Source organism: Streptomyces sp. SID12501, from assembly GCF_010550245.1.
Classification (GTDB): domain Bacteria; phylum Actinomycetota; class Actinomycetes; order Streptomycetales; family Streptomycetaceae; genus Streptomyces.
Genome location: NZ_JAAGLU010000013.1, coordinates 155,270 through 168,555 on the forward strand (window position 1 = coordinate 155,270; position 13,286 = coordinate 168,555).

Below are 13,286 nucleotides of genomic sequence, written 5' to 3' on the forward strand. Positions count from 1 at the left end.
TGAGGATCTCTTCCGTGAGGTTGAGACGCAGATCCGGCCTCACTCCCCCTTCTGGAACGTCACCTCCACGCGCCGGTTTTTGCGCCGGCCCTGTTCCGAGCTGTTGTCGGCGATCGGGTAGTCCTCGCTGTAGCCGCGCACCTGGAAGGTGACGTCTGCGCCCAGGCCGGTGGCCAGTTCGTCGTGGACCATCTCCGCACGGTTCTTGGAGAGGGTCAGGCCGTGGGCGTACGAGCCGAGATTGTCGGTGAAGCCGAAGACCCTGACGTTCGTGGCCTTCTGGGCCTTGATCTCGTCTGCGATCGCCTGGATACGGGAGCGGGCCGCCGGGTTCAGCTTCGAGCTGTCCTTCGGGAACAGGACCTCCGCCTGGAGCGCGAACGTCACGGTCTCGTTCGTGTCCACTCGGCGTTCCTCGCCACCCATGTCTTCCACGACCGACTTGATGTCGAGGACCTTGGCCGCGGCGAGGGTTGCGCCGTCGGCCAGTTTCAGGCCGGGGCTGTTCGCATCCACTTCTGGAGGTGGGGAGGTCGTGACCGAGCCCGGGGGTGCGCTGGGATCGTCGTCGTCCGCAGCGGCGGGTGGACCCGCCAGGGAAAGGGTGGCGAGTACCACCAAGGCCGTGAGTACGGTCGAGGTGGAGCGGTTGGTGACGGCCATGGTCACTCGCCCTCGGAGATTTCGATCGATGCCGGGGGCATCGTGCCGACTTGGAAGTTCACCTGAGTGGAATCCTCCGGGGGAGCGGGGAACTGGGCGAACCAGTCGGCCGTCTGTCCTCCGTCCACGCCTCCGCCCTCGAACTTCGTGCACAGGCAGCGCCCATCGGTGTCCCGGAGAACGAGGTACTTCTTCTTGGCCTTGCTGTCGACCAGAGCCGCTCCGGCGAGGGAGGAGCCGTTCTTGCTCAACTCCCGTTCGTCACCACGCCAGTCCGCCGCAATCCAGAACTCGCCACCGCTGTTGGTGACCGTGCCGTTCACCGTCACGAAGCCACCCTGATCACGAACGGCAGAGGTGACGGTGAGTGTGATGTCGCCGTTCTTCACTTCCGCCAACGCGGGCTCGGCCGCCGGTGCCGGGGTCTTCGTCTCCTCGTCTCCCCCACCCTCGGTTTTGCTCGGTGCGGATGAAGAGGCGTCCTTGTCCGTCTTGCCGTCGTCTCCTCCCCCGCAGCCGGCCACCGTGATGAGCAACCCGGTCGCGATCGCCACCGCGGTCACTGCCCTACGGCTCTTCATGGTGTGCCGAAACTTCATCGGTACGACTTCCTCTCACTCGGCCAGATGCACAGAGAACAGCACGGACGCGTCGGGGAAGTCGTCCGGATCGAAATCTACGGGGTCGATGTTCACGATCTGGCCGTCGCAGTTCAACTCGATCGGCAGCGTGGGATCCGCGTCGGGGTCGAAGTCACAACGCGGCTGGATGACGGCTACGGCATGGGCCTTGGCGTGCATACCCTCCGTACCCGGAATGATCGAGGCGCCGACCGTATTGTTCGTCTCCACGGCGACCCGAAACCCGGGGTAGCCATTCCTGACCACAGGTTCGGCGTCGCCCTGGACAGTTGAGCCGTTCTCCGAGGCGAGCGTCTGTGCTGCCGCCGTTGCCCCGGCACCTGGTGGATCCTGGCCGTTCAGCCAATCGAGCCAGTCGTCGCCCTGTCCGATCGCGCCCGCCAGGGTTTCCACCAACTCGTCCCGGGCGTCCTGGGCCGCCGCCAACGCAGCAGCGTCCGCCGCGGACTGGGCTCCGTTGCGGACGGACGCTGCTTGGGCGAAGACGAAGAATGCGACGGCGGCGAAGAGCAGAATCCCCGTCAGCCAGATGTAGATCGGCAGGGTCTGCCCACGGTCACTCAGAAGTCGAGCGGTGATCAGCCGCCGATGACGTCGTTGACCGCGTCCCGAATCGCCCCCGAAATCATGCCGTCCAGTCCGAGACCGTCGATCAGCGTGAAGATCCCGGCAATGATGATCATCAGGCCCGCATACTCCACGAACCCGGCTCCCCTGTCCCGCTGCCTGCCCTGCATCCGAGAGACCACAGTCCACGTCCACCTGTTGAACCTGTCCACTGCGCCTGCCCTTCCGCCGAACGCCACTACCGACCCGGCCACCGTACGTGAGAGACCCTCTACTCCGCGTGGGCCCGTGGGCCCAACTTCCCCCCACAGCGCACCCCATCACTCCCATCCCTCCCGAGCCGTACCCAGCCAGCGGGCGATCGCTTCGCTCCGTGTCGTACTGTGCAGCTTTGCGAAGATGCGGTTGATGTGGTTCTTGACGGTCTTCTCACTGATGAAGCAGGTGGCGGCGATCTGTCGGTTGTTCACACCGGCCGCGATGAGATCCATGACCTCCACCTCCCTTGAACTCAGCCCGAAGTCCGGTTGGTCGCGGTCACGGGCGGCGAGTGTCGTCGCATGGCCGAGTCGACTCTTCGGAGTCTGCCGCAAGAGTGCCATAACTGGTTGCAGATGCGAAGAGTTTTCGTTCGGTTCGTAGGAAACACCGAGCGAATCCGCGACATCCGGAACACTCGGCGCAGAGGCATGCGGCGTCTTTGACGTCTGCGTCACACCCCGTACCCTCCGTGCCCCCCGTCCCACCGCCCGTACCGCCTGCGTCAACTCCTCCGTCGTGAAGCCTCCGTGGACCAGGTAGCCCGACGCGCCCCTGTGCAGCGCCTGCCTCACCACCTCCGGCTCGCTGCTGTACGTCAGCATCATCACCGGGGCCAGTAGCGCCAGTTGGGGGAGCGCCGTGAGGCCGTCCGTGCCGGGCATGCGTACGTCCAGCAGGACCACGTCAGGGTGCACTCGCTCCGCCGCCGATACCGCCTCGGTGCCGTTCGACGCCTCCGCGACCACCTCGATGTCCGGGTGGCCGCCCAGTAGCGCCGCCAGGCCCGCCCGCACTACCGGGTTGTCGTCCGCCACCAGCACCCTCAGCGGGTCCGGCCGCCGTTCACCTGTGGACATGGGATGCGGCCTCCTTCCGGGGACGGGAACGGGGCCGGGGTATGTGGTCGAGGCCGGGTGGCAGCATGTCCACGCGGATCTCCGTGCCGCCCTTCTCGCCTCGGCCCACGTGCATCACCGCCCCCAGCGATCTCGCCCGTTCCACCATGCCCAGCATGCCGAAGTGGCCTGATCTGGCTGTCTCTTCGATGTTCAGGGGGCCGGGGAGGCCCACCCCGTCGTCCCGGATACGGAGGGTCACGCACTCCCCCGATGCCGATGCGGTCGCCTCCAGCGTCACCCTCGTCGCGTTCGCGTGCCTGCGCGTGTTCTCCAGTGCCTCCGACACGATCGCCAGGAGGTGGTGTGCCGTCCTGTGCGGCACAACTGCGGCGGTCATCCCTGAGGGCGTCTCGGACGTCTCGGACGTCTCGGATGTCTCGGATGTCTCGGGCGTCTCCAGGCTCGTACGGATTCCTGTGCTCCGCTCGAACTCCGTCGCCCTCCGTGTCAGTTCCGCGATCAGGTCTACGTCCGGGGACGTCAGGTCCGTGTGGTGGCGCAGGTCTGTCAGGAGGTCGCGGGACTCTGCCGCCGCTCGGCGGGCCGCCGAGGCGACCAGGGTTGCCTGGCGCCGCACCACGTCCGGGTCCGCGTCATCCGCCGAGGTCGCAGCCAGCGCCTCCGCCGCCAGAGCCAGTCCGTGCAGGGTCTTCGTGACCGAGTCGTGCATCTCCCGTGCCAGGCGCGCCCGTTCCGACTCCACCGCCTCGGCCACCGCCAGCCGGGAGTTCGCCTCCGCCAGTGCCTCGCTCGCCGTACCGAAGCGGAACATCAGGTTACGCAACGTGACGCCGATAATGCCGGCGCCGACGCAGAAGCCCGCTATGAGGAGGGTGCTGGTGCCTGTTCCAGGGCGGTGTTCCCAGGCCCGGTAGACCGTGAGGAGTACCACCAGTTGGAAGCCCGTGAAGACGCCCGAGCCGCGCCAGCCGTACAGGAGGCCGGCGAGGAGCGGGGTGCACACCGTGGCATAGGCGAGGGGGGAGGCGGGGGACGCGGTGAGGAGGAGTATCGCCGCAAACGTCAGGTCCGCTGCCATGAGGGTGGGGTGGGCCAGGAGGCGGGGAGCCAGGCGGTCCCAGTCGCGGTACATGGCGTACGAGGCGGTGATGCCCAGGACCGCCGCCGCCAGGACCGTGTAACGCGGGGGCCCTTCGGCGGTGTTGGTCATCGCGAAGGGGGTGCCGAGGGCCAGCATCGTCATGCGTACCGCGAACGCCTGGCGGCACAGGGCCTGTAGGGCGTTCAGCTGGAGGCGGATGGTCGCGGGGGCCGGGGCGTCGTCGGCCAGGTAGCCGGCGGTCGGGTTGTAGCCCCGGCCCCGGCCCCGGGCCCGAATCCGGGCCCTGCCCTGTCGTCCCTCGGTTCGCCCTGCCTTTGTGGCTTTGGCTTTCATCGGCCGCACCGCCCTCAACGTCCCAGAATCGAGCCGAAGTTCGTACCCGAGCCGAGGAACATGCCCGTCGCGATGAGGATCATCGTTGCCGGGAGCATGAACACCAGGGTTACGAGGGTTGCCTTGGGGATCGTCTTCGCGGCGCGGCGGCGGGATTCCTGGGCGTCGGTGCGTCGCATGTCCGCGGCGATCTGGATCAGGGTCTCGGCGATCGGGGAGCCGAGTTCCTCGCCCTGCTGGAGCGCCGAGACGAACTGGGCCACCTGCTCGCTGGAGTTGCGCTTGCGGAGCTGGTCGAAGGCCTGGCGGCGGCTGACGCCCATGTCCATCTGGCGGAGTGTGATGCGGAGTTCGTCCGCCCAGGGGCCCTCGTACTTCTCCGCGACCCGGTCCAGTGCCTGGCGGAAGCCGAGGCCCGCCGAGACCACGACCGCGAGCACGTCCAGGAAGTCGGGGAGTGTGCGGTCGATGACGTCCTTGCGTTCACGTACCGCCTGCCAGATCGCCGCGTCCGCCGCCGTCACTCCGAAGGCGAACGTGATGACCGCGAGGACCAGTTGGCCGTTGCTGAGGAAGATCAGGCCGAGGAGGATGCCGAAGGTGAGGTAGACCGCCAGGCGGGCCGCGTAGCGGGTGATGGTCAGGCCGCCGGGGTTGCCCGCCATGTCGATGCGCAGGCGTTTCGCGTCGACCCGGCGGGGGCCCATCAGGCGGAGGACGAGGGGCGCGAAGCGCATGCCCATGCGGTCCACCGCCGAGTCGGCCTTCGAGACCCGGGTGCCGCCCACCTCCAGGGCGAGGAGCAGGTCGGAGGGGAGTTTGGCGTCGGCCCGGATCATGCGGATGCCCAGCAGGGCGCCCGCGACGGCGATCGCCATCACCAAGGCCAGTAGCAGCGGCAGCATCCGATCACTCACTCCCCTCAGACTTCGATCTTGCCCAGGCGGCGGATGACGAAGAAACCGACCGTGTACAGGCCCAGGGAGAGGAGGATCAGGCCCTGGCCGAGGCCGGAGCCGGTCACCTTCTCCAGCGCGCCCTCGTTCGAGGAGTTGATGAGGAGGAGGGAGCCGAGGCCCAGGCAAGGGACCGTGAAGGCCGTCGCGTTGACCTCCGACAGCATCGTGCGGACCTCTCGGCGCGTCTCCTTGCGGTCCTCCAGGGTCTGGGTGAGGTTGCGCAGTGAGCTGACCACCGAGCCGCCCGCCTTGTTGGCAAGCACCAATGTCGTTACGAGTACGACCAGTTCGCGGGAGGGGAGGCGTTCCGCCAGCTCCCCGAGCGCGTCGTCGACCGTCCGGCCCATGGTCAACTGGTCGGCGACCCGGGCCAGTTCCTCGCCCGCCGGGGCCTCCAGTTCTTCCGCCGCCATCGCCAGTGACGTACGCAGGGCGAGGCCGGCCGCCGTGGCGTTGGCGAGCAGGCGGGCCACGTCCGGGAGTTGGTTGATGAACGCCTCGATACGTTTCTGGCGCTGCCAGTTGAGGAAGATCGCCGCGCCCCAGACAGTCACCAGCGCGGCGATCGGGCCGAAGAACGGCGCCAGTACGGCGGCTGCCAGCAGCCACAGCGCGACACCCAATGCGGCGACGTACGTGAAGAACTCGCCCGCTGTCAGGTCCAGTCCGGTCGCCGAGAGGCGGAGGTGGATCGTGCGGCCGAGGCGGGTGCGGCGCAGCCTGCGGTCGACGGACGCGAACCGGCGTACGCGGCCTGTCGCCGTGTGCAGCGCGCCGCCGCCGGAGAGGCGGTCTTCGAGTGCCTGGCGCTGGGCGCGGCCGGCGGCGTATGTGTGCACGCCCGCGACGGCGAGTGTGCCGCACAGCATGGTGGCGCCCAACGCCAGCGGGACCGAGTTGTTCATGGCTGCTCGCCCCGCACAGTCGTCCTCGTAGTTGTACGCGTACAACTACGCGTAGTGGTCCGCGTGTTCGTCCGAGTCGTCATCCGATCGCCTGCCTTGTGTCCAGTACGTCGAGCACCTCGGCCACGCCGAACGCCGGGGGCAGCGATTCGTTCGCCAGGTACAGCTTCTCGGCGACCGGGCGGGGCACCGGGAGGTGTTCGAAGTAGCCCTGGGCGACCCGGTCGGGGCCGGTCGGGCGGGTGACGTAACGGGAGACGGTCACGATGCGGAACTGTTCGCGGCCGTGGGAGACCAGCAGGGCGATCTCGGCGATCCGGCGGGATCCGTCGACGTGGCGGGCGAGTTGGACGACCACGTCGACCGCCGAGTTGATCTGGTCCTTCAACGCCTCGAAGGGGATCATGACTTCGGACATCGAGCCCAGGGTCTGCAGGCGCATCAGCGCGTCCTCGGCCGAGTTGGCGTGGACGGTGGCCAGGGAACCGTCGTGGCCCGTGGACATCGCCTGGAGCATGTCGAGGGTCTCACCGCCTCGGACCTCACCGACGATGATGCGGTCGGGGCGCATGCGCAGGGAGTTGCGGACCAGGTCGCGGATGGTGATCTGCCCCTTGCCCTCCACGTTCGGCGGGCGGGATTCGAGGCGGATCACGTGCTCCTGCTGGAGCTGGAGTTCGGCCGAGTCCTCGATGGTGATGATGCGCTCGTGGGAGGGGACCAGGCCGGAGAGCGCGTTGAGGAGCGTCGTCTTGCCGGTGCCCGTGCCGCCGCTGACGATGACGTTGAAGCGGGCCCGGACGAACGCGGCGAGGAGCATCAGCATCTGCTCGTCCAGCGAGCCGAGGCCGATCAACTCCGGCAGTGTGTAAGCGCGGGGGAAGCGGCGGATCGTGAGCGTCGGGCCGGTGAGGGAGAGCGGCGGGATGATGACGTTGACGCGTTCGCCGGTGGGCAGGCGGGCGTCGACCATCGGATTCGACTCGTCCACCCGCCTGTTGACCGTGGAGACGATCCGCTCGATGGTCTGCATCAGCTGCTCGCTCGACGCGAAGCGCATGGGGAGCTGTTCGACGCGGCCCGCTCGTTCCACGAAGATCGAGTCGGGGCCGTTGACCATGATCTCGGTGATCGACGCGTCGGCGAGGAGCGGTTCGAGGACGCCCAGGCCGAGGGCTTCGTCGACCACCCGCCGGATGAGCTGGGAGCGTTCGGCGGAGGAGAGGACCGGGCCCTCGCGGCTGATGATGTGGCCGAGGACGCGTTCCAGCCGGACGCGGCGTTCCTCCGCCGCGAGGCTGGACATCTCCGCGAGGTCGATCTCTTCGAGGAGCTTGGCACGGTAGACGGCGACGAGGTGGCCGTCCTCGCGCGCGGTTCCACTGCCGTTGTCGTCGGCGGAGGCCATGCGGGAGCGCAGGCTCATGGTCTCTGTCTCAACTCCTCTCCGTTGATGGCCGGTTCACGGTCAGTTGTCTTCGTCGTTGGGCATGGTGGCGGAGCGTTGTACGTCCCACTCGTCGAAGATCGGGATGATCGCGGGGACATGGACGGTCACGGTGGCTGTGGTCGTGTCGCCCGCGCCCAGTGGCGCGTCCACGTCCGGATCGAGCCAGTCGCTGACGGAGGCGGTGCCCGCCGCCACCCCGTCGCCGTCGAGGGAGGCCGCCCGGGCCGCCGCGCGGGCGCCCGTACCGGCCTGGTTGATGCCGTAGCCGATCAGGCCGAGCTGGATGCAGGCCAGGCCGATGATGATGAGGATCGGGAGGAACCCGGTGAACTCCAGGATGGAGGAACCCCGGTCCCGGCCCCTCTCCCTCTCATCCCGGACCCGGTTCGCAAGACGGCCCCGAAGGCTCCTCGTCCTCATCCGTCCTCGTCCCCTTCCAGCGCCGCCCCCGCCTCGCCGGTCACCGTCCAGTTGACGTCGAAGCCAGGGAAGAACAGCGGTACTTGGGCGCGGACGGTGGCCTTCATGACCTCGCCGTCGGGACCGCAGCTGATGGCGGCACCGTTCCAGGCGCCGGGGAGGTGCTCGCCGCCCGCGCTCTCGCAGGCTCCCGCGTAGCCGCCGGGGTCGAGGGCGTACGCCGCGGTGGCCGCGCGAGCCGCCTCGTCCGCCGCGTTGCCGACCAACGAGTACGTGTAGCCGTACAGCACGCACTGCCACAGGATGCTCATCACGACGAGCAACAGCGGGAACATGCCCGCGAATTCGAGGGTCACGGCCCCTCGGTCGCCGCGTTCTCCTCGCCGGCGCAGGGCCGTCGCGCCCCGGTCTGCCGACGATGACGACTTACGTCGCTTGCCGCCGCCCCCTTCCTGGACGACGACCAGCCCCAACTCCCCGGCCAGCGACCAGAGTGCCTGCTTGACCGTCGACCGGGCGTCCAGGTCCTGGAGCCGTCCGGCGTCCACAACGCCCTGAAGTTCCTTGAACGCGGCGGGAATCGTCGCGCGGGCGACCTTGGTGCCGGTGACCTTCTCCACGAGGGAGGGCTGGATCTCCGTACCCTTGGACTGCCGGTTGACGACCGTCAGGGTCTCCTCGGCCTTGCGGATCTGGAGACGGTCCCAGAGGCGGACCATGCGTTTGGCGGCGCGTACGGCGATGACGTCCGGGGTGACGAGGAGCAGGGCGTGGTCGGCCATCTCGACGGCGGCTGCCGTGGCCGAGTCCATCCGGGCGCCGCAGTCGACGATCACGACGTCGTGGCGGGAGCGCAGGGCGGCGACGACCTGGCGGGTCACCCTGTCGGTGACCTCCTCGCCGCGTTCGCCCTCGGCGGGGGCGAGGAGCAGGCCGATACCGCTGTCGTGGATGAAGACGGCGTCCTGGAGGACGCGCGGGTTGATGTCCGTGATGGCGGCCAGGTCGGCGATCGACCTGCGGAACTGGACGTCCAGGTAGGAGGCCACGTCCCCCGACTGGAGGTCCAGGTCGAGGAGGGCGACGGTGTGGCCCGACGCCCTTGCGGCGAGGGCGAGTTGGACGGCCGTGACGGTGGCGCCGACGCCGCCCTTGGCGCCGGTCACGGTGACGACCGTACCGCCCGGTCCGGCGTACAACTCCGGTGCCGTGCTGCCGAGATGGCGCCGCATACCCGACGACCAGGCCGCCGCTGCCATTACGCGTTCCGCCAAGGCCTCGTAGCCGAGGGGCAGTTGGACGATGCCTCGGGCGCCCGAGTCCATCGCGGCGGTGAGGACACCGGTGCTGGGGTCGGCGGTGATGAGAACGACGCCGACGGCCGGGAACCGCATCACGAGGTCGCGTACGAGGTCGAGGGCCGGGACGGGCCCTATCCGCTCGTGCACGAGGACGACTTCCGGCAGCTCGTCGAGGGATTCGGCGGCCATCCGGGCCAGGGTGTCGAGCAGCGCGGTCGAGTCGGCGACGGGCGGGGCGGGTTCGGCCTCGGGGAGCCTGCTGAGGAGGGTGCTCAGGGCGCGGGCGGACTCGATGTCGGCGGTGGCGGCGAGGACGCGGATGGTCATCGGCGCGCCCTCGGAAGGCGCGGCTGCGGCTTCGGCTGCGACCGTCGCCGGGGCTGCGGCTTCGTACGTACGGACCTCATGCCCGCCTCCTACTTGTCCTTGTTGAGGGTGTACGTACGGTCGGCGGCATCGGGGACGGCCGTCAGTTCGCCGCCCGCGACCAGGGACAGGCGGACGTGTTCGGCGAACGACTCGGCGTATGCGACGCGTTGGGCCTCCGGCGTCTTGAGCGCGAAGGTGATCGGGACGGCCTCCCTCGCCGTACGCTGGCGTTCGTTGGCCGACTGCCCCGGTTCGAGGGCGGTGAGCTTGCCGACGTCGATGACGCGCGCGTTCGTCACGAGCAGCTTGACCTCGTCGACACCCTTCTCGCTGTCCTTGGACTCGAAGGTGGCGTAGATGTTGACGAGCGACCCCGGGTTGATCTTTCCGGCCACACCGGTCGACGCGTCGATCAGGATCGCGATCTCCTGCTCACCGGCGGCCAGTTCGGGCCGGTCGACGATCATGTCGGTCTGCAGCAGGGACCCCTTCTCCAGCCGGGTCACCGCGACCTTGCCGCGGATCTGGGAGACGCGCGTGACGGCGGTCTCCGACAACCACCGCTTCGGCATGGAGATCTTCTCGAACTGGTCGGCCGTGAGCTCCTTGTAGGGTGCGACGTCGCTCTTGAGGCGATACGCCGTCACCTCCGGGCCGACCTTGGAGTTCACGTCGCGGATCACCGAGAGCACTCCGACGAAGGCGCCGATGGCGCACAGGATCGAGAGGACCAGCAGGATGACGCCGCGGCGCTGGCGTGAGTTCATGACGCGGACAACCTCGATCGGGGAATGGGGACGGACACGTCTGCTACGTCTCTTACGTCGTACCTCGGGGCAGTTCTCGTACTGGTGTTCCTGATGCTCCTGCCGGGGTTCCTGCCCGCCCGAGGGCCACGGGAAGCTCCGAAGGCGACACGAGTGGGGCGGCGCAGAATCCGCAGCGGTCGCCGATGAGTTCGAGGCCGCACCAATGACACTCCTCGCGGCGTACGGAGGAGACCAGTTGGTAGAGCACGGAGACCTCGTGCAGCCCGGCCGCGAACTCGACGATCTTCCCCGTCCCCCACCAGCGCGCCGACTCCGCGGGCAGCGGAACCGGGGCGACTCCCTGCACTCGCCAGGCGGGTGCGAGGGTCGAGGTGACCCAGTCGGAGGGCGGCTGCCCCTGCGCGACGAGCAGCCGCGTCCCGAACTCGGGGCCGGTCAGCTCTTCCTGTCCGACCCGCACGAGCTGGGCTCGCGGATTGGCCAGTACGGCGAACTGCGCGCCCGGCACCCAGGACTTGGCGTGCGACTTGAGGGAGACGGGCACCCGGTCGAGCTTGGTGACGGAGCCGAGGTGGGCGCCGGCGTAGATGTAGTGGGCGAGCAGCCGGGCGGAGGAGGCGAGCACCCCCGGGCTGAAGTCGCACATGGAGAGCTGCCTCAACTGCTGGGCGAGGAGAGCGACTCCGAGGGGCGGCAGATCGACGGCGAGCAGCGCGATACGGTCGCTCTCCAGGACGGAACGCACGGTGTGCAGCCGCCGGGTGACGGCCGGGTCCGTGGACGCCGGGTAGAGGGCGATGACGTAACCGTGCTGCTCGATGAGCGTGTGCATCCCCATGAGGGCGCCGTCGAGGGTGTCGAGAGACGGGACGGCGGCGGGCGGGGTCTGCCGGTCATGCGGTGGGAGCACCAGGTCGGAACTGGTGACGGCTATCGCGGTCGGCACGCTGCACACCACCCCGTTCACTGCGGCGGGGTGGTCGGCCACCGCCTCAGATCGCCCCTGTGACGTCCTCTTGCATCAGCACCTTATCCACGGCATGGCCCGCTCAACAGCGAATCTTCTAGATCAACTAACGGAAGGTGGAGCTTGATCGACGGAGAGTGAGGCGAATATGCCACAAGTCGGGTGCCGTGGAGGCCAGTTGACGGGCCACACCCGTCGGAGCCGATGCACCTTTCGAAGCCGGATCTGCCAAGATTCTTCACACATTCGACAACTTCGACAACTTCGCGCGTAAACCTCATCTCCGGAATTGTGGCCTCCATCACAGCGTGAGGGGTTCGCACCTGATCCACTGCGCGGATGCTGATCAGCCTGATACTCCGCGTCCTGCCCTTCTACATCCGCGAACCCCTGGCCATCTCCATCTGCCTCTTCTTCAGCGGCGCCTGCTTCTACTGGACCATCCAGGCCGGAGGGTGGGCCAGATTCGGCTTCGGCGTCGTGTTTCTCGGCATCGCTGTCCTCCGGGGGTTCATCCTCAGAGGGGAGCTGAGATCTCGGCAGGCAACCAAGAGAGCCGCCCAGGCTGCTGCGGCTCCGTCTGCTTCTTCGGTTTCTTCGACTTCTCCGGCTTCACCTGCTTCGCCTGTGGCCGACGGGGGCTGACATCCAGCCTTCGGGCTAGCCAAACGGCGACAGCGGGCCTGCGCGGCCCGTTGCCGCCACCATGGGTGCTTTCCCTCGATTTCAGGGGTTGCCCGTAGCGAGATAGGCGCGCGTTCCGGCAAGACGGACCGATGCAGCACGGAACGCGAGACCGGAAGCCTCGGAGCCGAGGGCCACATCGAGGTGTCCTCGATCGCGGACGGTCAGATCGATCACCTTGGCTTCAGAAGCCCCCCAGCCCGTGACCCGTACACCGGTCACCCCAGTGAAGAACAGGTGGAACTCGAAGGCATTGAAGTTCTTTCCCCTCCACTCCGGGAGCAGATTCACCGGGAAGACCCTGGTATCGAAACCCAGAGTCACCGAGTCCTCCCGTTCGTCGATGTGCACGTAAAAGAGGTCGCACGCGCCAGTCGGGGGCGGGGCGCCGTCGTACAGCTTCCCCAGGTATTCGGGAGATGCAAGGAGCCGCGACCAGTCAGCGCTCATAGAACGTCTTCTCATTGGTCGGGGGAAGGAAGGTGTGCCGTCGGGCGTCTATCTTGCTCACGAAGAGATGCGTTCCGTTGTCCGATCCGTCGACGTGAATTTGGAATGCGCTCACGTGGCCAACGCGCACGGACTCACTGCAGTCGAATCGGAGCGCTACCCCTCGGCCGTCGGCGACTACCCGCATACGACTCTCCCTGCCCCATGACGACATCTCGACGCAGCCGACGGATGGCGGATCCCAGTCGGTGAGGGAGATGTTCTCCACTGCCAGGAACTGAAGTTGGCACTGCACCGTGTCCATACCCGCGTCGGTCCACTCCTGTGGTGCCGAACCGGGAAAGGAGGGCAGGTCGACGCGGAGCGTTACCGTGGGCCCGCGCCAGTTCAGATTGATCGATCTGATCCTGACGTCAACGAGATCCGGGACGTGGCTATAGAGCGAATAGAGTGTTTCTGGATTCACAAGAAAACTCTCAACGGTCGTCATACTCGACCTTCACCCGTAGCTGTTACGCAGCAGCGGGAGCTGCTGCGTATCACGTTCTGATCGTCCAAAATAGTGAGTGCGCGGGAGGAGCCGG

General features: G+C 67.7%; 16 protein-coding genes. 1 reads left to right on the forward strand and 15 read right to left on the reverse strand.

Features of this window, described 5'->3' with window-relative positions:
• Positions 1-39: 39 nt before the first annotated feature.
• From G3I71_RS17700 to G3I71_RS17755, 13 genes are all read right to left on the reverse strand, one after another.
• Complete coding sequence (locus G3I71_RS17700) at positions 40-663, reverse strand: OmpA family protein (protein ID WP_164315745.1); 624 nt, start codon at positions 661-663, stop codon at positions 40-42.
• A 2-nt stretch (positions 664-665) separates the two neighbouring features.
• The gene (locus G3I71_RS17705; RefSeq protein WP_164315746.1) at positions 666-1,262 is read right to left on the reverse strand and encodes a hypothetical protein; all 597 of its coding nucleotides are present in this window, start codon (positions 1,260-1,262) and stop codon (positions 666-668) included.
• A 15-nt stretch (positions 1,263-1,277) separates the two neighbouring features.
• The gene (locus tag G3I71_RS17710) at positions 1,278-1,886 is read right to left on the reverse strand and encodes a pilus assembly protein TadG-related protein (RefSeq protein ID WP_275409222.1); all 609 of its coding nucleotides are present in this window, start codon (positions 1,884-1,886) and stop codon (positions 1,278-1,280) included.
• On the reverse strand, positions 1,883-2,005 hold the full coding sequence (locus tag G3I71_RS52280; protein ID WP_275409224.1) for a hypothetical protein: 123 nt from the start codon (positions 2,003-2,005) through the stop codon (positions 1,883-1,885). The genes G3I71_RS17710 and G3I71_RS52280 overlap by 4 nt, the downstream gene beginning before the upstream one ends.
• 186 nt (positions 2,006-2,191) lie before the next feature.
• Positions 2,192-2,989: a response regulator transcription factor gene (locus tag G3I71_RS17715; RefSeq protein WP_164315747.1), complete on the reverse strand. Its 798-nt coding sequence runs from the start codon at positions 2,987-2,989 to the stop codon at positions 2,192-2,194.
• Positions 2,976-4,427 (reverse strand): sensor histidine kinase, encoded by a 1,452-nt coding sequence (locus G3I71_RS17720; RefSeq protein ID WP_164315748.1) that lies wholly within the window; start codon positions 4,425-4,427, stop codon positions 2,976-2,978. Before G3I71_RS17720 ends, G3I71_RS17715 begins: the two co-directional genes overlap by 14 nt.
• 14 nt (positions 4,428-4,441) lie before the next feature.
• Complete coding sequence (locus tag G3I71_RS17725; RefSeq protein WP_164315749.1) at positions 4,442-5,332, reverse strand: DUF5936 domain-containing protein; 891 nt, start codon at positions 5,330-5,332, stop codon at positions 4,442-4,444.
• Positions 5,333-5,349: 17 nt separating this feature from the next.
• Positions 5,350-6,291, reverse strand: coding sequence for a type II secretion system F family protein (locus G3I71_RS17730; RefSeq protein WP_164315750.1), 942 nt, complete (start codon positions 6,289-6,291; stop codon positions 5,350-5,352).
• A 79-nt stretch (positions 6,292-6,370) separates the two neighbouring features.
• Positions 6,371-7,717, reverse strand: a complete 1,347-nt coding sequence (locus G3I71_RS17735; RefSeq protein WP_164315751.1) for a CpaF family protein — start codon at positions 7,715-7,717, stop codon at positions 6,371-6,373.
• 42 nt (positions 7,718-7,759) lie between these two features.
• Complete coding sequence (locus G3I71_RS17740; RefSeq protein WP_164315752.1) at positions 7,760-8,161, reverse strand: TadE/TadG family type IV pilus assembly protein; 402 nt, start codon at positions 8,159-8,161, stop codon at positions 7,760-7,762.
• Complete coding sequence (locus G3I71_RS17745; protein ID WP_164315753.1) at positions 8,158-9,789, reverse strand: AAA family ATPase; 1,632 nt, start codon at positions 9,787-9,789, stop codon at positions 8,158-8,160. Before G3I71_RS17745 ends, G3I71_RS17740 begins: the two co-directional genes overlap by 4 nt.
• 89 nt (positions 9,790-9,878) lie before the next feature.
• Complete coding sequence (gene cpaB / locus G3I71_RS17750; RefSeq protein ID WP_164315754.1) at positions 9,879-10,598, reverse strand: Flp pilus assembly protein CpaB; 720 nt, start codon at positions 10,596-10,598, stop codon at positions 9,879-9,881.
• A gap of 52 nt (positions 10,599-10,650) precedes the next feature.
• The gene (locus G3I71_RS17755) at positions 10,651-11,547 is read right to left on the reverse strand and encodes a hypothetical protein (protein ID WP_343242990.1); all 897 of its coding nucleotides are present in this window, start codon (positions 11,545-11,547) and stop codon (positions 10,651-10,653) included.
• Between the two features lie 360 nt (positions 11,548-11,907).
• Between G3I71_RS17755 and G3I71_RS17760 the strand changes: the two genes are divergently transcribed.
• Positions 11,908-12,213, forward strand: coding sequence for a hypothetical protein (locus tag G3I71_RS17760; protein WP_164315756.1), 306 nt, complete (start codon positions 11,908-11,910; stop codon positions 12,211-12,213).
• An 81-nt stretch (positions 12,214-12,294) separates the two neighbouring features.
• On the opposite strand, the gene G3I71_RS17765 is transcribed toward G3I71_RS17760, so the two are convergent.
• Both G3I71_RS17765 and G3I71_RS17770 read right to left on the reverse strand, forming a co-directional pair.
• Positions 12,295-12,702: an Imm50 family immunity protein gene (locus G3I71_RS17765; RefSeq protein ID WP_164315757.1), complete on the reverse strand. Its 408-nt coding sequence runs from the start codon at positions 12,700-12,702 to the stop codon at positions 12,295-12,297.
• Positions 12,692-13,192 (reverse strand): Imm50 family immunity protein, encoded by a 501-nt coding sequence (locus tag G3I71_RS17770; RefSeq protein WP_164315758.1) that lies wholly within the window; start codon positions 13,190-13,192, stop codon positions 12,692-12,694. The genes G3I71_RS17765 and G3I71_RS17770 overlap by 11 nt, the downstream gene beginning before the upstream one ends.
• Positions 13,193-13,286 lie beyond the last annotated feature (94 nt).